The following is a 20,467-nucleotide window of genomic DNA, read 5'->3' on the forward strand; positions in this document are numbered from 1 at the left end:
GTTTGCCCGGCCGCCCGGCCGGTAGTGACCGTTGAACGGGGCAGCGAGGGAGTGAGTACCGTGCGAGCGCTCGTCTACCACGGCCCGGGACAGAGCTCCTGGGACACCGTCCCCGACCCGACGATCGAGGAGGCGACCGACGTGATCGTCCGCGTCCCTGATGTCCGCCGCCCCCGACACCTTCCCCATTCCACCGACGTCCCCCGGCGACATGGCGCTGCTGCGATGGTCGCCCACTGCTGAGCTCGAGCGGTGGAAGTCCCTTGACCCGATCACCCTGCTCATGGACCGCATGCGCGAGAGCGGTGCGCCGGTCGACAAGGACGTCGCCCGGATCGAGCGGCGGCCCCGTACCGCCCGCCACACCACCGGAGACGTGGCGATGACCCCGAACCGGGCCCTGCGCGTCGACCGCATGGCCTGCACCGGTCAGGGTCTGTGCGGCGAACTGCTCCCCGAGCTGATCGACCTCGACGAGTGGGGCTACCCCATTCTCAAGGACCGCATCGTCCCCGACCGGCTGCGCAGTCACACCCGACGGGCCGTCGCCGCCTGCCCCCGCCTGGCCCTGCACACCGACGACACATGAGGGTGGCGCGCAGGCCGACCACTTCCCTCGCTCTTCCCGGCCGTCGAAGCGAGCCGACGGCGGGTCAGTCGTCCCCGTCGCCCGACGCCGTCTTGGAGAAGCCTCCCTGCCACGCCGCCTTCGCCCCCGAGTCACCGATGCGGTAGACGTCAACGACGGCTCCCGCGGCCACCGCGAGCGACAGCACCGCCGCCGCGACGCGCACCGGCGTGGCGGACCACCGTGTGCTGCCGGAGGCGGGGGATCCCGACGCGGCGGCCCGGCCGGTAGCCCACCAGACGGCGACCGCCAGGAGGAACAGGCCCCCGGCCCAGGGGAGCAGGCCGTCGCCGAGTTCGGCGTGCCGGCGCACCAGCGCGTTGCCGTCGACGTGTGCCTCCAGCCATTCGCCGGCCTGCGTGGTGAGCGGAACGCTCACGAGCGTGACCAGGGCGAGCAGGGGCAGGACGACGCCCATGCGCTGTGCCGCCCTGGGCCGGATCGCACAGACCACGAGTGCCAGAGCGGTCAGGGGAACGAGGACCACGACGAAATGCACGAGCAGTATGTGTGCGGGCAGGCCGTTGACCAGGCTCATCTGCGAAATCCTCCAGCGAGTTGGGGTTCCCGTGTCGATCAGGCGCGCCAGCCTGGCACAGGAACTTCTGAGCTTCTTCTGAGGAGTTCCTGTGCCGTCCGTCCGGCCCGGAAGCAGGGCCCGACGTCCCCTTCCGCAAGGGCCGGGTGCCACGATGGGATGGGGGGAGACCGATCCGGCAATGACCGTGCCGGACCGAGGTGTGCCATGAACCACTCCACTCTCACAGCGCGGCTGCACCGCCTGACCGCCCCAGGCATGTCCCGACTGCCGTGTGGAAAGCGGCGCCGCCGTGCTCGACGGATCGGTGCTCACCGGTGAGCCCGTCCAGGTCGAGCGGCTCCTGGGTGAAGGAGTGCGCAGCGGTGTGGTCAACGCCGGTGGCGCCTTCGAACTGTGCGCCACAGCCGCCGCGCGGGACAGCACCTACGCCCGTATCGTGCGGCCGGCCGAGCAGTCCGGGGCCGAGTCCGCGCCCGTCGTGCGGCTGGCCGACCGCTACGCCGCCGGGTTCCTTCCCCTCTCCCTCGTCGTCGCCGGACTGGCGTGGCTGACCAGTGGCTCCGCCGTCCGGGCAGTCGCCGTCCTGGTCGTCGCCACGCCCTGTCCGCTGCTGCTGGCCGCCCCGGTCGCGATCGTCTCCGGCCTCTCCCGCGCCTCCCGTCTCGGCGTGGTCGTCCGCGACGGCGGCGCGCTGGAGAACCTCGGCCGCGCCCGCACCCTGCTGCTCGACAAGACCGGCACCCTCACCCGGGGCCGCCCGCGCGTCCTCGACGTCACCGCCGCCCCCCGATCTGAAACCCGCGGAAGTCCTGCGTCTGGCGGCCTCACTCGACCAGTACTCGCCCCACGTCCTGGCTCAAGCCATCGTCGACACCGCCAGAAAAACGCGGACTGGAGCTGGCAGCCCCCGGTCCGCTTCGTCGGCGGCCCAGGCGAGAGCCAGCCGCTGCGAGGGGTCTGTATCGACGCCCACGACGATCGGCCGACGTCCGTCCGCACCGCTCATGACGCCTCCAGGTGATCTCTGCGCCGCCTCCTGTCCGCTCTCCATCCAGCCTCACTTCTTCCGCCGAGCGCCCGCACGCCACACCTTGACGAGGGCGACGCCCTGGACGGCGTGGCGAAGGCCGTCGTCGCGTTGCCGTTCGGTCGGGACCGTCCGGCCCATGCGGCTCACGCCCACCGAGCGGAGAGTGGAAGCAGGAACGCACGCGACACAAGGAGGCGGGGAGCCATGTGGCACCGGACCGTGAGCGACCTCATGACCACGTCGGTTGTGAAGGTGCACCGGGACACCGGCTTCAAGGAGCTGGCCAAGCTGCTCGCCGAGCACGACATCACCGCCGTGCCGGTCGTGGACGACGAGGAACACGCCGTAGGCGTGGTCTCCGAGGCGGACCTGCTGCGCAAGGAGGCCGCCCAACTGGATCCGGCGGGTCTGCTGCCGGTCCTGCGTCCCCGGCCCGCCGACCGGGCGAAGGCGGAGGCCACGACCGCAGGAGGGCTGATGAACTGCCCGGCCGTGACAGCCAGGCCGCAGTGGACGGCGGTGGAGGCCGCCCAGGTCATGGAGCGCCACCATGTCAAACGGCTGCCGGTGGTCGACGAGGCGGACAGGCTGGTCGGGCTGGTCAGCAGGGCCGACCTGCTCCGTGTCTTCCTGCGGGGCGACAGCGCCATCCGGGAGGAGATCTCGGGAGAGGTCCTTCTGCGCACGCTCGGCATCACGCCCGGTGCGCTCACCCTGCGGGTCGTCGACGGCCGGGTGTCGCTGAAGGGCACCGTCGAGCGCAAGTCGCTCGTCCCGGTCGTCATCCGCCTGTGTCAGGGCGTGGACGGGGTGGTCGACGTCTCCGCGGAGCTGAACCACCGGGTGGACGACACCTCCGCGGCGCCGGAGCCCGAGGGGTCACGCCGTGCCGGACTGGCCACGTGAGCGGGGCTGGAGTCGATCGCCACGGTCATGGCGGTGATCGCCGCCGTGGTCCTCGCCTTCACCGAGAAGTACCCCCGGGACCTGTTCGACCTGATCACGGGTCTCAACCGCTGGGTCCTGCGGGTCGCCGCCTGTGCCGCCCTGATGCCGGACGCCTATCCCCCGTTCCGCCTGGACATGGGCGCCACCGAACCGTGACCTGACGAACTCGAGACGAGGTGGTCGGACATGACCGGCACTCCGCACATCGTGAGCGATGTGATGACCCAGACCGTCGTGGCCGTCGGACGCGAGGCGCCTTTCAAGGAGATCGTGCGGACCATGGAGCAGTGGCAGGTCAGCGCCATGCCGGTACTGGAGGGGGAGGGGCGCGTCATCGGTGTCGTGTCCGAGGCGGACCTGCTGCCCAAGGAGGAGTTCCGCGATGAGGAGCAGAGCCTCTCCCGGCAGCGACAGCGGCTGGTCGATGTCGCCAAGGCCGGTGCGACCCGGGCGGAGGAGCTCATGAGCACACCCGCCGTCACCGTCCGTCCGGGCGCCACTCTCGCGCAGGCCGCGAGGATCATGGCTGTCCGGCACGTCAAGCGGCTGCCCGTGGTCGACGACATCGGCATGCTCCAGGGCATCGTCAGCCGTGCCGATCTGCTGAAGGTCTTCCTGCGGTCGGACGAGGAGATAGCGGAGGAGGTCCGCCGCACGGTGGTGTCCTACCTGTTCCCGGGCTTCAGCCACGCCATCCACGTGAACGTGCACGATGGCGTCGTGACCCTGCGCGGACACATCCGCGACACCTCGCTCATCGCGGTCGCCGTGCGCCTCGTTCGCGCCGTCGAGGGCGTGGTGGACGTCGAACCGCAGCTCACCGGCGCGTCGACGGATCCCGGCGGACCACAGGCGCACGGTTCCTGAGCCGTCGTTTCATCGGCTCCCCCACGATGAACCTCTTCCGGCCAGACGACTGCCACCCCTTCTCCGCGACGACGGAACGATGCTGACGGACACCGCCGACTGACCGCGCGGCGGTGGGCCCCCGCCATGAGACGGGGGCCCACCGCTGCGTGGGATCTCAGCCGACGAACTCTCCGACGGCCGCCTTCAGTTCGCTCAGTCCCTTCTTTGCGTCGGTGAAGAACATCCCGGTCTTCGGGTTGCTGTAGAGCTCGTTGTCGATGCCCGCGTAGCCGTGGCCCATCGACCGCTTGATGACGACCACGCTCTTCGCCTTGTCGACGTCCAGGATCGGCATCCCGGAGATCGCGTTGCCGGGGCGGCGGGCGATCGGGTTGGTGACGTCGTTGGCGCCGATGACGAGGGCCACGTCGGCCTGGGAGAACTCCGGGTTGGCCTCGTCCATCTCCTTCAGCTGGGTGTACGGCACGTTGGCCTCGGCGAGAAGTACGTTCATGTGTCCCGGCATGCGCCCGGCGACCGGGTGCACGGCGTAGCTGACGTCGATGCCGTGGTCGGTGAGCAGCTTGGCCAGGGCACCGAGTTCGTGCTGGGCCTGGGCGGCGGCGAGGCCGTATCCGGGCACGAAGACGACCTTGTTCGCGTAGGCCAGCTGGACCGCCACATCGTCCGCGGAGACCGACCGCACCTGGGCCGGGGCCCCGGCCGTACCGGCCGCCGCCGGTGCGTCGTCGCCGGTGCCGAAGCCGCCGACGACGACGTTGGCGACGGACCGGTTCATGGCGTCCGCCATCAGCTTGGTGAGGATCCCGCCCGAGGAGCTGACGAGCATGCCCGCGATGATGAGGGCGGTCTCGTCGAGGACGAACCCGGCCATGGCGACGGCGGATCCGGTGAAGGCGTTCAGCAGGGCGATGACGACCGGCATGTCGGCGCCGCCGATGGGCAGCACCATGGTCACGCCGAACAGCAGCGCCACGGCGGTCAGCCCGTACAGCGCCGTGCGGGAGTCCGGCGCCAGCACCAGCCAGACCGTGCCGGCCACGAAGGACGCCGGCAGCAGCGCGTTCAGCAGCCGTGCCCCCGGGAAGACGACAGGCGCCCCGGACACGGTCCCCTGGAGCTTGCCGGCCGCGATCAGCGATCCGGAGAAGGTGACCGCGCCGATGACGATGTCCAGTGCGCCGGGCAGGGAGACCCTGGCGCCGAGTGCGGCCGGGTCCTCGGCCTGGAGCAGGTCGTTGACGGCGATGAGCGCGGCCGCGCCGCCGCCGACGGCGTTGAAGAGGCTGACCAGTTGGGGCATGGCGGTCATCCGCACCTCGCGCGCGGCCCACAGGCCCAGTGCCGCGCCGACGAGTCCGCCCGAGGCGAGCACGAGCCAGCCGGCGCCGCTGATGACGTCCTCGTCGGCCACCAGCCACACGGTGGCCCCGACCGCGACGGCCATCGCCAGGGCGGACAGGGTGTTGCCGCGGCGGGCGGTGCGCGGGTGGTTCATCAGGTGCAGGCCGAGCACGAAGCAGGCGGCCGCGGCCAGGAAGACGTAGTGGACGGCGTTGGAGACGGTGTCCATGTCGATCACACCTCCGCCTTGTCATGCTTGTCGCTCTTGTCGTTGCTCTGGGGCTTGGCCTTGAACATCTCCAGCATCCGGTCCGTGACGACGTATCCGCCGACGACGTTCATCGCGCCGAAGACCATGGCCACGAAGGCCAGGACATATCCGAGCCACGTGTGGGACTCCGCCGCGATCAGCATGGCGCCGACGACGACGATGCCGTGCACCGAGTTGGAGCCGGACATCAGCGGGGTGTGCAGGGTCGCGGGGACCTTGCTGATGACCTCGATGCCGACCAGCACGCTCAGCACGAACACGGTGATCGCGGTGAGGAGGTCGAGGTCGTTCATGACGTTTCACCTCCCAGGAGGGCGCCCGTGATCTCGTCGGCCGGGTCGAGGACGAGTTCGCCGTCGTGCACCAGGTGGCGCAGCAGGGCGACGAGGTTGCGGGCGTAGGCCGTGGACGCGGCGGTCGCCATCGCGGACGGCAGCCGTCCGGCGCCGATGACGGTGACGCCGCTGTCCAGGACGGCGGTCTTGTCGGGTTCGGAGTTCTCGACGTTGCCGCCGAGTTCGCTCGCGGCGAGGTCGACGACGACCGAGCCGGACCGCATGCGTTCCAGCACGGATGCGGTCACCAGGAGCGGCGGCTTGCGGCCGGGGACCTGGGCGGTGGTGATGACGATGTCGGAGCGGGCGATGTGCGTGTCGAGCGCCTCGCGCTGGGCCCGTTGCTCCTGCGCCGTCAGCTCTCGTGCGTAGCCTCCCCGTTCGGTGTCCGGTTCCCCGTCCGGCGGGCGCTGGACGTCGAGGAACCGGGCACCCAGGGATTCCACCTCCCCTCGTGACGCGGGGCGTACGTCGTACGCCGAGACGACGGCGCCGAGGCGGCGGGCGGTGGCGATGGCCTGCAGTCCCGCCACTCCGGCGCCGAGGACCAGGACCTGCGCGGGGCGCATGGTGCCCGCCGCGGTGGTCAGCATCGGGAGGAAGCGGTCGTAGGTGTCGGCGGCGAGCAGGGCCGCCTTGTAGCCGGCGATGTTGGCCTGGGAGGTCAGGGCGTCCATGGACTGGGCGCGGCTGAGGGTGCGCGGCAGCAGGTCGAGGCTCACCGTGCGCACTCCGCGTGCGGTCAGCTCCTCGGTCAGCGCGGGGTGGCGCAGGGGTTCGAGCAGGCCGATCAGGGTCTGTCCGGGGCGCAGGGCGCCGGCGGTCTCGGGGTCGGGCGCCGCCACGCACAGGATCAGGTCGGCCCGGTCGTACAACTCGTCCGGGGGTACGACGGTCGCGCCGGCGTCCGTGTAGTCGGCGTCGGTGAACCAGGCTCCGGAGCCCGCCCCGGTCTCGACCAGCACGTCGAGCCCGGCGCGGCGCAGAAGGGTGACGGCCTCGGGGACGAGGGCGACCCGGCGTTCGCCGGGGGCCCGCTCCCGTAGGACGCCTACGGTGACGGTGGGCATGGTGTGCTGCCTCTCCCCGTGGCCCGGTGGCTGCCGGGTCACGGATCTCTCAGAGGTCTCGGACCTCTCAGAACTCGAAGACGAGCCGGGCTTCGGCCCGCCCTCCGAGGACCTCGTCGAAGGAGTCGTTGACGTCCTCCAGACGACGGGTCTCGGCGATGACCTGGGTACGTCCGGCCGCGTGCAGCGCGAACACCTCGGTCAGGTCCTGCCGGGTGCCGACGATGGAGCCGATGACGGAGATCCCGCCGACCACGGTCTCGAAGATCGGCACGTTGACCGCCGCGTCGTCGGCGGGCATAGCTACCATGACCAGGCGTCCGCCGCGGTTGAGCGACTTGTACGCCTGCTCGAAGGCCTTGGGCGCGGCGGCGAGCACGATCGCCACGTCCGCTCCGCCGGTCTTCCTGATCTCCTCGACCGGGTCGTGGGTGCGGGCGTTGACGAGTACGTCGGCACCGAGCCGGTGGGCCAGGCCCAGCTTCTCCGGTTCGAGGTCGACAGCCGTGACCAGACCGCCGACGAGGCGCGCGTACTGCACCGCGAGGTGGCCGAGTCCGCCGATGCCGAAGACGGCGACCCGCTCGGCCGGGACCACGCGGGCGACCTTGATCGCCTTGTAGGTGGTGACCCCGGCGCAGGTCAGGGGGGCCGCGTCCAGCGACGACACGGCGTCGGGGACCCGGACGACCGCGCCCGCGCTCGCGACGGTGTACTCGGCGTAGCAGCCGTCCACGGAGTAGCCGGAGTTGACCTGCGACTCGCACAGGGTCTCCCAGCCGGACACGCAGTAGCGGCAGCTGCCGCAGGACGAGCCGAGCCACGGCACGGCGACCCGCTTGCCGAGGAGGTCCGCGGAGACGCCGGCGCCGACGGCCTCGACGGTGCCGATGCCCTCGTGGCCGGGGATGAACGGCGGCTGCGGCTTGACCGGCCAGTCGCCGTGGGCCGCGTGGATGTCGGTGTGGCAGAGCCCGGAGGCCTCCATCCGGACGAGCACCTGTCCGGGGCCGGCCTCGGGGACGGGCAGGTCCTGGATCTCCAGGGCCTTGCCGAATTCGGTGACCACTGCTGCCTTCATGGTTCTGCTCCTCAACTTCGCTGACGCCGGGGCGTCTTGATCCGGGTGACGAACCGCAGTCCGTCCCCGGCGGGGAGGGAGAAGCCGCCCGGTGTGCCCGGTTCGACGTCGAGGACGAAGAGGGGGCGGCCGAGGGCCTCGTAGTGGTCGGCGTTCATGTGGAAGGTGCAGCCGTGCACCACGCCGATCAACATGTCGCCGTCGCCCAGGGCGAATTCGCCGCCGGGGAAGCACATCGGGTCGCTGCCGTCGCAGCAGCCGCCCGACTGGACGAACATCACCGGTCTGCCCTGGGCGGCGCGCAGGGCCTCGATGGCCTTGCGGGCCGCCCGGGTGGCGGTGACGTGGCCCGCGGTGCCGTTCTCGACATTCACCGAACCGACGGACATGTCACCCCGCTCCTTCCTAGAACAGCCCGAGCGGCTTGGTGCCGTAGCTGACCAGGAGGTTCTTGGTCTGGCTGTAGTGCTCGAGCATCATCTGGTGGTTCTCGCGGCCGATGCCGGAGACCTTGTAGCCGCCGAAGGCGGCACCGGCGGGGTACTGGTGGTAGCAGTTCGTCCAGACCCGGCCGGCCTTGACGGCGCGGCCCATGCGGTAGGCGAGGGCGCCGTCGCGGGTCCACACGCCGGCGCCGAGGCCGTACAGCGAGTCGTTGGCGATCTCCAGGGCCTCGGCCTCGTCCTTGAACGTGGTGACGGCGAGGACGGGGCCGAAGATCTCCTCCTGGAAGACCCGCATCTTGTTGTGGCCCTTGAGGACGGTCGGCTCGTAGAAGAAGCCGTCCGCGAACTCCCCGCCGAGCGTGGGCCGGTGGCCCCCGATCAGTAGTTCGGCGCCCTCCTTGACGCCGATGTCGACGTAAGAGGCGATCTTCTCGACCTGCTGCTTCGACACCTGGGGGCCGATCATGGTCGCGGTGTCGAGGGGGTCGCCCTGCTTGATGGCGCGGATGCGCTCCAGGCAGCGGCCCATGAACTCCTCGTAGATGTCCTCCTGGACGAGGGCGCGCGAGGGGCAGGTGCAGACCTCACCCTTGTTGAACGCGTACAGGACGAGTCCCTCGACGGCCTTGTCGAGGAAGTCGTCGTCGGCCGCGGCCACGTCGTTGAAGAAGATGTTCGGCGACTTGCCGCCCAGCTCCAGCGTGACCGGGATGATGTTCTGGGACGCGTACTGCATGATCAGGCGGCCGGTGGTGGTCTCGCCGGTGAAGGCGACCTTGGCGATGCGCTTGTTGGTGGCGAGCGCCTTGCCGATCTCGGCGCCGGGACCGTTGACGACGTTGAGGACACCGGGCGGCACGATGTCGCCGACGACCTCCATCAGCTTCAGGATCGACCACGGGGTCGGAGAGGCGGGCTTGATGACGGTGGCGTTGCCGGCGGCGAGCGCCGGGGCAAGCTTCCACGCGGCCATCAGCAGCGGGAAGTTGAACGGAATGATCTGCCCGACCACGCCGAGCGGCTCGTGGAAGTGGTAGGCGATGGTCTCCTTGTCGATCTCGGTGATCTCGCTCTGCTGCGCGCGGATCGCGGCCGCGAAGTAGCGGAAGTGGTCGGCCGCCAGAGGGATGTCGGCGGCCAGGGTCTCGCGGACCGGCTTGCCGTTCTCCCAGCTCTCGGCGACGGCGAGTTCCTCGCGGTGCGCGTCGATGGCGTCGGCCATCCGGTTGAGGACGGCGGCGCGCTGAGTCGTGGAGGCCTCGCCCCACTCGTCCTTGGCGGCGTGCGCGGCGTCCAGGGCGAGTTCGATGTCCTCGGCCCCGGACTTCGGGATCTCGCAGATGGGCTTGGCGGTGGCGGGGCACAGGTTGGGCGTGTACCGACCCGTCGTGGGCGCCTGCCACTTGCCGCCGATGAAGTTCTCGTAGCGGGGTGCGACGTCGACGGGGCTGCCCGGTGCTCCCGGAGGCTCGTACTTCATGACCGTCTCCTCTCGAATGACGCCCGACCACGACGATCGGGGTGATGCTGTGAACGCTAGAAGGAGGAACGCTGCAACACCGCTGCATGCCGCCGGACCTGGGGGAACACGGCCGTCTCCAGGTTCAGCGCGCGGGCCCGCGCCGCAGCGGCGGCATGCTGGGGCGTGCCGACCGGCAGCGTCCGGGCCAGGGCGGCCCAGGCGCCGAGGTCCTCGGCGCCCCAGTCCGCCTCCACCCAGCGGCGCAGCAGCCCGGCGTCACCGCTGCCGAGGACGGCCCCGCGCAACAGCTGTTCCAGGCAACGGCGGTGCGCCACGACGGCCGGTGCCTCGGAACGCGGCAGCAGCGGACCCGGGTAGCGGGCGAGCGCCTCGCCGGCCCGGCCCTCGGCCAGCAGCCGGGACACCTCCTCGAAGTCCGTCCGCACGGGGCGCAGCAGCGTGTACGGGCGGGAGCCGAGCAGGTCCGGTCCCAGCGCGGCGCGCAGCCGCGTCATCTCGGCACGCAGCGTCGAGGCGGGTATCTCACGTTCCGAGAGATCCACGGCGAGCCGGTCCCCGGTCACGCCCCGGCCCGCCAGGGCCAGCGCCAGCATGATCTCGCTGTGCCGCGGGCTGAGGTGGCGCACCTGGCCCGCGTGCTCCAGCAGGGCGCTGTCCCTGCCCAGGGCCCACAGACGGGCCTCGGCCAAGGGTTCCTCCCCGCTGCGGCACACCTGCCCGTCCGGTCCGAGGAGGGGCACGGACGGCAGACGGGCCAGCTGCGCCTCGGCCGCCAGCGCGGCGGCACGCACCGCGGCCAGGGCCGGCGGCGTGGCGATGGTGGCACCGCCGGACAGATCGACCACGCCCAGCACGCGCCCCGTGCCGGGGTCGCGCACGGGGGCGGCGGCGCAGGACCAGGCGTGCACGGGGGCGCTGAAGTGCTCGCCCGTCACGATCTGTACCGGACGGCCCAACTCCAGTGCCGTACCGGGGGCGTTGGTGCCGGCCTGTCGCTCCGACCAGACGGCTCCCTCGACGAAGTTCATGCGCTCGGCCCGTCTCATGGCCCCGGTGTCGCCCTCGACCCAGAGCAGGGTGCCGTCGGCGTCACCGACCGCGAACACATGCCCGTCGTCGGCGGCGCCGGAGCCCAGCAGCTCCCGGAACAGGGGAAGCACGGCGGCGAGGGCATGGACCCGGCGATGGGAGTTCAGTTCGTCGGACGCCCAGCGCAGCGGCGGCGGACGGCTGCCGTCGGGATGTACGCCGCATGCCTGGCAGCGTCGCCAGGATTCGGCCACGAGACCGCGCACGTCCTGCTCCTGGCCGGCCTCCGTCACGAACCGCTCGTGGGCGGCGCGCAGTGCGGAGACCGAGGCGGCGCCGGAAGCGTCCATGGCGTCCTCCCTCGAACCTTTGTGCCGAACCGGTCGCATCAGCCTCACCCGTACGCCGCAGTGGCCGCAGAGGCCGAACGGCCCCATTTCCAGGGACGGTCGGTCCCGGCGCAGGGCTCTGGCGAAAGGGAGCAGGCCCCAGCTCCCAAGCTCGTCCGCCGAATTGGCCGGCGGAACGGGCCGTGGGCCCTACTTGTCCTGACCCTCCCACTCGGAGTTCGCCGATCGGCGAGGACGCCCCGTCCCCGGCACGCGCCGCCAATTCGGCAAGGACCACCACGATGTTGCCGCAGATGGCGCGGCCCTCGCCGACGGCCCGCACGATGGTGGAGAAATCGTCGTCGGTGAGGAGCATGTCCGCGGCTTCCTTGGCCGGACCGCGCCATGACGGTGCGTTTCCCGCGAGTTTGCCGTCGTCGGCCCGGTCACCGGTTCGTCCCCTCTTCATGGATCACCGCGACGGGGCAGTCGGCGTGCCGCAGGGCCGCTCGGCTGATCGTGGCCCGCAGGGCGGCGGGCCATCCGCCCCGGTGCCGCGTGCCGACCACGACGAGCTGGGCGTGCGTGCTCGCTTCGATGACCGCTCGGCGGGTCCCGCCCCGGACGCGAGGACGGCGCACGGGGACGTCCCAGTACTTCTCCCGCAGCGCGGCCACCGAGTCGTAGCGCCCGTCCTGGGGCCGCCCGTTCCGCGTCGCGGACCCGTTCAGCACCACCACGTCGGTCTCGCGAGCCGATGCCTCGGCGAGGGCGAACTCTGCCGCTTGCCGGCCGACTTGACCGTCGTCGCAAGCGAGCACGATGGGACCCGCTTCAAGCGGTCCGCCCCGGACCATCAGCACCGGAGAACCTCCGCCGGCGGCCAGCCGGGAGGCGACCGAGCCACGGCGTCCGCTGCCGAACCGACTCACGGGTCGGCTGCCCACGACGATGAGCGACGAACCGTGGGACTCGGTCTCCAGCACCGACGCGGGTTCACCCATGAGGACCGTGTGTGTGACACGCACACCGGGCGCGGCGCCGCGAGCCCGGCGCTCGGCCGCTGTCAGCGCGCTGCTGGCAGGGCCGCGTGATCCGCTTCCACCCGGATCCCACGGAGGCACGCCCGGCGACACTGAGGCAGCCGGCCACTCGCAGGCGTGCGCCAGCCGGAGCTCCACCCCCAGACGATCGGCCTCCCGTGCGGCGGCCTCCACCGCTGCCAGGCTCGTCGCCGAGCCGTCCACTCCCACGAGTACAGGGCCGCTCATGACGGCTCCCCCTTTCCCCTCGGGCCAGGCGGCCCCGTCCTTCTTCCTCGCTCCACCGTCCCCTCGCGCAGATCGCTCCGGCAGGGGCCGGTCGGTCCCTGGCACGCACCGTCCGGCCCCGTCCCGGAGGGCTCGCCGCGGCCATCTGTCGCGCCGGACACGGGAGGTGTGTCATGACGGCTGCGCACCGCGGGACACGCGACACCGCAGGCCTGGGCCGTGGACGCGTGGACGACCCTGCTGTCCCGGAATGGCGATCTGCGCTCGATCCTGGGAAACCTCGGCGTGCTGAGCGCCTTCGCGGTGGCTCTCCTGACCCTCGCTTCCCTCGCGCTGCGGCGCCGGTTGACCGGCAGCCGTCCGGCATGACGGCTACGCACGCAGCGACCTCGTCCGAAACAGGTCCGCGGCTCAAGCCAGGTCGGCGCCGGCCGCCCTGAGGACTTCGACGACCGGGCGCCGGGGCAGCGGCCGTACACACGGCGGATACCCAAGGCGGAAGATCATCTGCGGGAAGGCCCCGCCGCTGAGCGCCTGCCGGATCCTCACCCTCAGGAAAGGCACTTCCAGCGGCTGGGTGTGGAAGGCCGCCATGACCCCGTGGTCCGCCGCTTCGAGCAGGATCCGCTGGAGGGCCTCCCCGGCCCGGAGCCAGGCCGCCGGGCCGTCACGGTCCGTACTGAGGATCGCAATCAGCCCGGTTCTCAAGGGCCGTCGCTGCGGAGGGACGGGGAACATCCTGGTGAGGCCGGCATAGTCCCGTCCGGGGAAGATCGTGACATCCGGGTGTGTCACGTCGGTGTCGACGGGGATCCCGTCGTACCGCGGCTCGCCGGGCCTCCAGGTCCACCGCCTCTGCTCGGCGGCGTACTCCGGACGGGACCTGTGCGCGTCCTCGGCGATCCGGACCAGCTCGGCCAAGTGCCGTCGGCCCGCCCGGTCGGTGACGAAGTCCAGGGTGGCGCCCGCGCGGTGTGCGTGATCACGCAGATCGTCGGCCAGCGACGGCGGCAGCGGCTCCGCCAGGAACGTTCCGCGTACCGTGTGGCGGCGCCGCAGGGCACCGAACAGGCGCTCGACCTCGGGCGAGGGGCGCTGGTACGCGCCCCACGCCACCCGGGTCAGGAACGCCGGGTCCGCCGGGCTCGGAAATCGCTCGACGACCGGGTTGAAGCCCAGGTGGCGCATCGCCAGCCGGACGTTGAAAAGAGCAGCACCACAGCTGATGACCAATTCCCGGCCGGCGGGGTCGACGAGAGGAAGTCTCCGGGCTCCGTCGGCGTGCACCTCGATGCCCCTGTCCCCGTCCTCGGCGACGAAGGTCCAGGGCTGTGTGTTGTACGGAGACGGCGCGGTGACGGCGGCTCGGACCAGGTAGGCGGATGCGTGGCAGGGGTCTGCGTGGACGGCGAACATGATCAGGACCACCTTTTCTCCGGCTTGCTCCTACGGGCGGCCCCCAGAGCTGTGACGTGCTCGCCCCAGCCGCGATCTGCCCGGGACCTCGCCGTTCGGCCACACGACGTCGACTCGACGACACCGTGCGGCCGGCGGGTCGGACGGGGCCCTGCCGGCGAACGTCAGTCGTGCGGGACCGACACGACCGGCCGGTGCACGTGGTGGAGCAGTGTGTGGGCCACCGGGCCGGTGTGCGAGCCGATCGCGGCCCGCCAGCGACGACGGCCCACGACCAGTAGCCCGGCCCCGCCCGTCGCGCGTACGAGGACGTGGGCGGCGCGTCCCTCGTGGAGGTTCTCGCGGACGACCACGCCGGGGTACTTGGCACGCCAGGGTTCGAGCAGCTCCGCGAGTTCGCGTTCCGCCTCCGCCCGGATCCGGGTCCGCTCCTCGACGCCCGGGACGCCCTTGGTGAGCGGCACGTGCCAGGCGTGCACGGCGCGCAGCGGCGCCTTGCGGAGTTCCGCCGCGCGGAATGCGAAGTCGAGGACCTCGTCGCAGGGCCCGCCGATGTCGACGGCGATCGCGACGTCACGGTAGGGGGTAGCGGCCGACGCCCTTCCCGAACCGTCGGGGAGGTGTTCGTCCGCCGCCGTCTCGTCCGCCCGGACGAGGACGACGGGCCGGTCGACGTGAGCGACGGTGGCCATGGCGACCGACCCCGACATGAACCCGCCGACGCCGCCCGTCCCCTGACTGCCTATGACCAGCAACTCCGCGTTCTCCGCCGCAGCGAGAAGCGCGGGACCCGGCTGCCTGCGCACCTGCTCGGCGGCGATGTACAGCCCGGGGTATCGCTCGTTCAACAGTTCGAGGGCTCCGAGCAGCACCCGCCGCGCGTGGTACTGCGGTACTCGGATCTCGGGCAGGTCAGCGTCGGCGCCGTCGTCGGGCAGGCCCTCCCAGGCGTGTACCAGACGGAGCGGCAGTCCGCGGCGAAGGGCTTCCCTGGCCGCCCAGTCGGCCGCGGCGAGACTCTCCCTCGAACCGTCCAGACCGGCCACCACTGACCTCGTCATGGCCGTCACCTCCCTCTTCTGTCCGCTCCTACTTCTGTCCGCGCTGTCGCGGGTCCTTCGGCAACCGGCCCGCGCACGGTCCGGGGCTCTTCCTAGAAGTGGGGCACCACGGCGACGGGGCAGCCGACGTGGTGGATCGCGGCATGGGTGACGGGCCCGGTACGGGGGCCGACGGGGCGTTCGGCGAGGCGGTGTCCCACGACGAGGAGGCTCGCTCCGGTGGCGGCCCGGACGAGCGCCGTGGAAGGCTTCTCGTCCACGACCGTCTCCAGGACCTCGACGTCGGGGTACTTGTCGCGCCACACCTGGAGCACGGCCTTGAGGAAGCCCAGCCACTCCTCGCCCTGCCAGGTGTCCTTCACCAGGCCGATGTCGCCGGGGCCGAGGCCGCTGGGGCCGGCCGTGTGCCAGGCGTGCACGGCCCGCAGGCGGGCGTGCCGGAGCCGGGCGGCTTCGAAGGCGAACTCGATGACCTCGTCGCATGCCTCACCGAGGTCGACGGCGAGTACGACGTCCCGGTAACCGGTGTCCGTCGCGGCGCTTCCGTCCCCTGCCGGCACGTGTTCGTCCGCCGCCTCCTCGTCCGCCCGGACGAGGACGACGGGGCACGTCGACTTCGCGACCACGCCGAGCGCCACCGAACCCACGAGGAACCCGGTGAACCCGCTCAGTCCACGTGAGCCCAGAACCATCAGATCGGCCTGGTCCGCCGCCTTCAGCAGGGCGGCGACGGCCGGGCCTTCCGTCTGCTCGTCGGTGAGACGGACGTCGGGGCACTCGGCGCGGACGTGTTCTTGCGCCTGCCGCAGGGAACGCCGGGCCAGATGCCGCTGGGCGGCACTGGCGATCTCGCGCTCCTCTCGGCGGGGGTGCCAGTCCCAGGCGTGCACCAGGTGAAGCGGTTTGTCCCGTCGCTCGGCCTCGCGAGCCGCCCATGTGGCTGCGGCCAGGCTTTCGGCGGATCCGTCGACTCCGGCGACAACGGGTCGAAGCATCTCGGCACCTCCAACGCTCGGTCTGTCATCCGGTACCAGCGTCACTTGGCGGCCTGTGCGGGGGCAGAGGCTGCCCGGTCCCCTCCGGGGGCCGTACGGCCCCTCTCCAGGAGGCCCGCCGTCAGTCCGGAAGGAGGAGGTGACGCGTCTCGCCCGGTTGCACGCAGGCCACTCGGTCCGGCATCCGGATGTCGATCGGTGAGCGGTCGGACGGCGGTACCGTCACCTCCAGCCCTCCGCGCTCCAGGCGCAGCCGGACACCCCAGTGCCCCTGGTAGCGGAGGGAGAACCCGTAGGACGACAGCTTGGGCAGCGGCACCGGATCGAGCCACAGCGCCCCCTCGCGGGTCTCCAGTCCGGTCAGTCCCCGCTGGACGAGGTCGAGGGTGCCGGCCATAGCGCCCAGGTGCATGCCCTCGCCCGTGGTGCCGCCCTGCAGGTCGGCGATGTCGCCGCGCAGGGCCTCCTGGCAGTACCTCCACGCCTCGGCGCGCCGGGCACGGGCCAGGACCCAGCCGTGGACCAAGCCGCTCAGCGTGGAGCCGTGGCTGGTGCGGTGGAGGTAGTGGTCGACGGTGCGCCGCCACATGTCGTCGTCGAGTCGATGGCCCAGTCTGCCGAAGAGATCGCGCAGTTCGGCCGGTGAGAAAAGGTAGCCGAGCATCAGGACGTCGGCCTGCTTGGACGCCTTGTAGCGGTTGACGGTGTCGCCCTCCGCCTCCAGGATCCGGTCCAGGCGCCGGATGTCGCCGTACCGCTCGCGGTAGCCGTCCCAGTCGAGTTCGGCGAGGTCGCCGTAGCCCTCGAACTGGCTGATGACGCCGTCGTGGAAGGGCACGTGGAGCGTGCGTGAGACGTCCTCCCACTGTTCGAGCTCGCCCTCGTCCAGGCCGGTGCGCTCGGCGAGTTCGCGCCGCCGGGGCTCCGGCAGGGTCCGCATCACGTCGAGGGCACGGGTGAGCACCCAGGCGGCGGTGACATTGGTGTACGCGTTGTCGTCGAGACCGGGCTCCCGGGCGCCGGGATAGCCGTCGTGGTACTCGTCCGGTCCCATCACGCCCCGGATGCGGCGCCGGCCGAACCGCTCGTCCCAGCTGGCCGAGTCCGCCCAGAACCGGGCGATCTGCAGCAGCATCTCGGCGCCCTTGGTGTGCAGGAACTCGGCGTCGCCGCTGGCCTCGCAGTACCGCCACACGTTGTACGCCACGGCCGAGCCGATGTGCCGCTGAAGCCGCGAGTGGTCCGGCAGCCAGCGTCCCGACCGAGGGTTGAGGTGCAGCTCTTGCGTCTCCTCGCGCCCGTCGCTTCCGCTCTGCCAGGGGTACAGCGCGCCGCGCCGGCCGACCGCGCGGGCGGCGGCACAAGCCTGGCCGAGGCGTCGATGCCGGTAGCGGAGCAGGGCGCGGGACACTTCGGGGAAGTGCAGGTTGAGGTACGGCAGCACGAACAGCTCGTCCCAGAAGACATGGCCGCGATACGCCTCACCGTGCAGACCCCGGGCCGGGACGCCGACATCCAGATCAGCCGTGTGCGGGGAGAGCGTCTGCAGGACGTGGAAGAGGTGCAGCCGCAGAATGTCGCCGGCCTCCCCGGCGACCTCCAACTCGGCCCGCCGCCACAGCTGGTCCCAGGCCGTCAGATGCTCTTCGAGCAGCGCGTCGAAAACGGGCGCCGCGCCCACCCGGTCGATCGCGGCGTCCAGCGGGTCGCTGATCGCGGGATCACGGGAAGTGTGCAGGGCGACGGTCTTGTCGACGGTGACGGCACGGCCGGGAAACAGCCGAAGACGCACCCGCTGGCCGACGCGCGATTCCTCGTGCCGGTCGGTGACCGGGACGTCGGCACTCAGCCGGGCCGCCATGCCGATCCGGACGTCGGAGGTGCGGGTCCGGCAGCGCAGCCACACCGTGTCCGGCTCGACGGACCCGGTGTGCAGCCGGGTGAGGTGACGGCCATCCAGGTCCCGGTAGCGCGCGACCCCGGAGTTGGTGACACCGCCGTCCAGCGCCGCCTCCACGTCGAGGTCCCCGCCGAAACCCTCGGCCGTGAACTCGGAGCGCAGCGCCGCCAGATGGGGGTCGGCCATGTGCACGAGCCGCTGCTGCCGCACCGCCAGCACCCGCCCCTCGCCGAGCGCGTACCGCGTCCGGCGCTCCAACAGCCCGGAGTCCAGGTGCAGCACCTGCCGGTGATCCAGCACCTGTGCGGTGTCCGGGGTGAGCCACTGCCGCCCGGCGAGGCGGAACCGGAGCGGCAGCCAGTTCGGGACGTTGACCATGTCCTCGTTCTCCACCCGACGCCCCGCGACGTCCGTGGTGAGGCGGTCATAGCAGCCGGCCACGTAGGTGCCGGGGTAGTGCACGTCGTCCGCGGCACACTCCGGCAGCGCCCCTCGGGTGGCGAAGTAGCCGTTGCCCAGCGTGCACAACGACTCGCGCAGGCGCTCCTGAGCCGGGTCGTAGCCGTCGTACTCCCACGTCCAGCCCGTCACCGCCGTCCCTCCTCGTCGAGCAGCTCTTCCAGGTCGTGTACGACGATGTGGGCGCCGTGCCGCAGAAGTCTGTCCCGGGTGTCCGGACCGACGGCCCGGTCCACGCCGACGACGAGGCCGAAGCCACCGCGGCTGCCCGCTTCGACGCCGGCCAGGGCGTCTTCCACGACGGCGGCGCGGGCGGGCGGAACGCCGAGCCTACGTGCCGCTTCGAGGAACAGGTCGGGCCGCGGTTTCCCCTCGAGTCCCAGGCGGACCGCCTCGCCACCGTCGACCAGGACCTCGAAAAGGTCCAGCACATCCGCCCCGGTGAGGAGCTCGCGGGCATGCCTCGACGCGGAGGCCGCGGCGACGGGCACCCCCGCCGCGCGCAGGGCTCGTACCAGCCGCACGGTGCCCGAAAAGGCATCGACGCCGTGCTCGCGGAGCCGCTCGGTGAACAGTCGCTCCTTGTCCGCCGCCACGGCGCGCACGATCGGCTCCGTCGGGTCGAGGCCGCGTGACGCGAGGAAGGCGGCGGCGCCGTCGAGCCGGGACTTGCCGTCGACATACCGCAGGTAGTCGTCGCCCGGGTCGAAGGGGCGCCGCTGCGCAACGTCCTCGGGCGGGTGCTCGGCCAGGTAGGTGTCGAAGGCGGTCTTCCAGGCTGCCGCGTGCACCTTCGCCGAGTCGGTGATCACTCCGTCCGTGTCGAACACGACCGCCTCGATGCCCCGCAGTACGGGCCCGAGCACGTCACCGGACCAAGCAGCCGTCATCACTCCCCCTAAGGCGGGCACGTACAACGTTCACACCGTCTGCGGCACGACCGCCACCGGGCAGTACGCGTGATGGAGCAGAGCGTGGCTCACCCGGCCCAGCTGGAGCCCGAGATGGCCGTGGCGGCGGCAGGCGCCGACGACCACCAGGTCGGCGGCGGCCGTGCGGCGCACGAGGACGCGGTGGGCCGGTCCCTCGGCCGTGACCCGCCGCACCCGGACAGCGGGATGGTCCGCCAGGGCGTCCCGCAGCAGCGTGTCGAGCAGGGCCGAGGCCCGCTCCTCGTGCCGACGCACCGATGCGTCCGCGAGGGCGGGATCGTCGACGCTCTCGTGCGCGGGGCAGCGCCATGCCCGTACGACGTCCAGGGTGCAGCCGCGCGCCTCGGCCTCGCGGAAGGCGAAGCGCACGGCCTCGGCGCCGGTCACGGGCTCTCCCGCGCCCAGCAGGATCCGCTCGTGGGAGCCGGCCAGGCCCGCCTTGTCACCCCGGACCACGATCACCGGGCAGTGCGCGCGGGCTGCCACGGTCAAGCTCACGGAGCCGAGGAGCAGCCCCACCAGCTCACCGTGACCACGTGCTCCCGTCACCAGGGCGAACGCGTCGTCGCCCTCGCGCAGGAGGGTGTCCACCGGGTCGTCGGGGACGATGTCGGTGGTGATCTTCAGATCAGGGCTGCGCCGCCCGGCGCGTTCCGCCGCGGAGGCGACGAGGTCCTCGACGAGCACGCGCTCGGACGGGCGGCTGAGGCTGGTGGACGGAACGGCTCGCTCGTAGCGCTCCCAGCGGGAAGCGTGCACCAGCCGCAACGGGAGGCCGTGCCGGGCGGCCTCGTCCACCGCCCAGTCGACCGCCGTGAGACTCGCGTCGGATCCGTCGATGCCCAGGACCAGGGGAAACGTCATCGTCCCCACCGCCTTCCAAACAGCACAGGGAGCAGCACAGGGGTCCACCCTCACGGTCGCACCGACCGGCGGGCCGCACGAGGGGGCGGATCGGCCCTCGGCCGGGACGTTCGACCCATGTGGGCCGCGCACCCGTGGCAGGAAGCTGAAGTCGAGGCCCCTGA

At 71.7% G+C, this 20,467-nt stretch carries 21 protein-coding genes and 1 pseudogene; 6 read left to right on the top strand and 16 right to left on the bottom strand.

From position 1 onward, the window contains the following. Window positions 1–160 precede the first annotated feature (160 nt). The gene (locus ACIBAF_RS31505) at window positions 161–589 is read left to right on the top strand and encodes a ferredoxin (RefSeq protein ID WP_399467571.1); all 429 of its coding nucleotides are present in this window, start codon (window positions 161–163) and stop codon (window positions 587–589) included. A gap of 64 nt (window positions 590–653) precedes the next feature. On the opposite strand, the gene ACIBAF_RS31510 is transcribed toward ACIBAF_RS31505, so the two are convergent. Further along, window positions 654–1,166 (bottom strand): DUF2231 domain-containing protein, encoded by a 513-nt coding sequence (locus ACIBAF_RS31510; RefSeq protein ID WP_399467572.1) that lies wholly within the window; start codon window positions 1,164–1,166, stop codon window positions 654–656. Between the two features lie 262 nt (window positions 1,167–1,428). Between ACIBAF_RS31510 and ACIBAF_RS31515 the strand changes: the two are divergent. Continuing rightward, a pseudogene (locus ACIBAF_RS31515) lies at window positions 1,429–2,105 on the top strand (HAD-IC family P-type ATPase); the annotation flags it as partial. Window positions 2,106–2,226: 121 nt separating this feature from the next. Here ACIBAF_RS31515 and ACIBAF_RS31520 read toward each other — a convergent pair. Continuing rightward, window positions 2,227–2,352, bottom strand: a complete 126-nt coding sequence (locus ACIBAF_RS31520; protein ID WP_399467573.1) for a hypothetical protein — start codon at window positions 2,350–2,352, stop codon at window positions 2,227–2,229. A 51-nt stretch (window positions 2,353–2,403) separates the two neighbouring features. On the opposite strand from ACIBAF_RS31520, the gene ACIBAF_RS31525 reads away from it, so the two are divergent. From ACIBAF_RS31525 to ACIBAF_RS31535, 3 genes are read left to right on the top strand one after another with little or no spacing between them, the layout of a single operon-like run. Next, on the top strand, window positions 2,404–3,105 hold the full coding sequence (locus tag ACIBAF_RS31525; protein ID WP_399467574.1) for a CBS domain-containing protein: 702 nt from the start codon (window positions 2,404–2,406) through the stop codon (window positions 3,103–3,105). A gap of 6 nt (window positions 3,106–3,111) precedes the next feature. Beyond that, window positions 3,112–3,303 carry a DUF4389 domain-containing protein gene (locus tag ACIBAF_RS31530; protein WP_399467644.1) on the top strand — a complete coding sequence of 64 codons (192 nt, stop codon included), beginning with the start codon at window positions 3,112–3,114 and terminating at the stop codon, window positions 3,301–3,303. A gap of 30 nt (window positions 3,304–3,333) precedes the next feature. After that, entirely contained in the window at window positions 3,334–4,014 is a 681-nt protein-coding gene (locus ACIBAF_RS31535; protein WP_399467575.1) for a CBS domain-containing protein, read from the top strand. A 157-nt stretch (window positions 4,015–4,171) separates the two neighbouring features. On the opposite strand, the gene ACIBAF_RS31540 is transcribed toward ACIBAF_RS31535, so the two are convergent. The 8 genes from ACIBAF_RS31540 to ACIBAF_RS31575 all read right to left on the bottom strand — a co-directional run bounded on the left by ACIBAF_RS31540 (window position 4,172) and on the right by ACIBAF_RS31575 (window position 12,676). Further along, complete coding sequence (locus tag ACIBAF_RS31540; protein WP_399467576.1) at window positions 4,172–5,590, bottom strand: NAD(P)(+) transhydrogenase (Re/Si-specific) subunit beta; 1,419 nt, start codon at window positions 5,588–5,590, stop codon at window positions 4,172–4,174. Window positions 5,591–5,595: 5 nt separating this feature from the next. Then, a complete protein-coding gene (locus tag ACIBAF_RS31545) occupies window positions 5,596–5,925 on the bottom strand; it encodes an NAD(P) transhydrogenase subunit alpha (protein WP_399467577.1) in 330 nt (109 codons plus the stop codon). Then, the gene (locus tag ACIBAF_RS31550) at window positions 5,922–7,037 is read right to left on the bottom strand and encodes an NAD(P) transhydrogenase subunit alpha (RefSeq protein ID WP_399467578.1); all 1,116 of its coding nucleotides are present in this window, start codon (window positions 7,035–7,037) and stop codon (window positions 5,922–5,924) included. Before ACIBAF_RS31550 ends, ACIBAF_RS31545 begins: the two co-directional genes overlap by 4 nt. 67 nt (window positions 7,038–7,104) lie before the next feature. Further along, the gene (locus ACIBAF_RS31555) at window positions 7,105–8,118 is read right to left on the bottom strand and encodes a zinc-dependent alcohol dehydrogenase (RefSeq protein ID WP_399467579.1); all 1,014 of its coding nucleotides are present in this window, start codon (window positions 8,116–8,118) and stop codon (window positions 7,105–7,107) included. Window positions 8,119–8,129: 11 nt separating this feature from the next. After that, on the bottom strand, window positions 8,130–8,507 hold the full coding sequence (locus tag ACIBAF_RS31560) for a DUF779 domain-containing protein (RefSeq protein ID WP_399467580.1): 378 nt from the start codon (window positions 8,505–8,507) through the stop codon (window positions 8,130–8,132). Between the two features lie 16 nt (window positions 8,508–8,523). Further along, the gene (locus ACIBAF_RS31565) at window positions 8,524–10,044 is read right to left on the bottom strand and encodes an aldehyde dehydrogenase family protein (RefSeq protein WP_399467581.1); all 1,521 of its coding nucleotides are present in this window, start codon (window positions 10,042–10,044) and stop codon (window positions 8,524–8,526) included. A gap of 56 nt (window positions 10,045–10,100) precedes the next feature. Continuing rightward, window positions 10,101–11,426: a GAF domain-containing protein gene (locus ACIBAF_RS31570; RefSeq protein WP_399467582.1), complete on the bottom strand. Its 1,326-nt coding sequence runs from the start codon at window positions 11,424–11,426 to the stop codon at window positions 10,101–10,103. Window positions 11,427–11,851: 425 nt separating this feature from the next. After that, window positions 11,852–12,676, bottom strand: a complete 825-nt coding sequence (locus tag ACIBAF_RS31575; RefSeq protein ID WP_399467584.1) for a universal stress protein — start codon at window positions 12,674–12,676, stop codon at window positions 11,852–11,854. 219 nt (window positions 12,677–12,895) lie between these two features. Here ACIBAF_RS31575 and ACIBAF_RS31580 point away from each other — a divergent pair, with 219 nt between their 5' ends. Beyond that, window positions 12,896–13,045: a hypothetical protein gene (locus ACIBAF_RS31580; protein WP_399467585.1), complete on the top strand. Its 150-nt coding sequence runs from the start codon at window positions 12,896–12,898 to the stop codon at window positions 13,043–13,045. A 42-nt stretch (window positions 13,046–13,087) separates the two neighbouring features. On the opposite strand, the gene ACIBAF_RS31585 is transcribed toward ACIBAF_RS31580, so the two are convergent. From ACIBAF_RS31585 to ACIBAF_RS31610, 6 genes are all read right to left on the bottom strand, one after another. Continuing rightward, a complete protein-coding gene (locus ACIBAF_RS31585) occupies window positions 13,088–14,092 on the bottom strand; it encodes an Acg family FMN-binding oxidoreductase (protein ID WP_399467586.1) in 1,005 nt (334 codons plus the stop codon). Window positions 14,093–14,256: 164 nt separating this feature from the next. Then, complete coding sequence (locus ACIBAF_RS31590) at window positions 14,257–15,153, bottom strand: universal stress protein (RefSeq protein WP_399467587.1); 897 nt, start codon at window positions 15,151–15,153, stop codon at window positions 14,257–14,259. A 92-nt stretch (window positions 15,154–15,245) separates the two neighbouring features. Next, window positions 15,246–16,148, bottom strand: coding sequence for a universal stress protein (locus tag ACIBAF_RS31595; protein WP_399467588.1), 903 nt, complete (start codon window positions 16,146–16,148; stop codon window positions 15,246–15,248). 121 nt (window positions 16,149–16,269) lie between these two features. Then, the gene (locus tag ACIBAF_RS31600; RefSeq protein ID WP_399467589.1) at window positions 16,270–18,639 is read right to left on the bottom strand and encodes a glycoside hydrolase family 65 protein; all 2,370 of its coding nucleotides are present in this window, start codon (window positions 18,637–18,639) and stop codon (window positions 16,270–16,272) included. Further along, on the bottom strand, window positions 18,636–19,397 hold the full coding sequence (locus ACIBAF_RS31605) for an HAD family hydrolase (protein ID WP_399467591.1): 762 nt from the start codon (window positions 19,395–19,397) through the stop codon (window positions 18,636–18,638). Before ACIBAF_RS31605 ends, ACIBAF_RS31600 begins: the two co-directional genes overlap by 4 nt. 30 nt (window positions 19,398–19,427) lie before the next feature. Next, a complete protein-coding gene (locus ACIBAF_RS31610; RefSeq protein ID WP_399467592.1) occupies window positions 19,428–20,303 on the bottom strand; it encodes a universal stress protein in 876 nt (291 codons plus the stop codon). Window positions 20,304–20,467 lie beyond the last annotated feature (164 nt).

The organism is Streptomyces sp. NPDC051677 (assembly GCF_044453465.1).
In the GTDB taxonomy this organism is placed as follows: Bacteria; Actinomycetota; Actinomycetes; order Streptomycetales; family Streptomycetaceae; genus Streptomyces.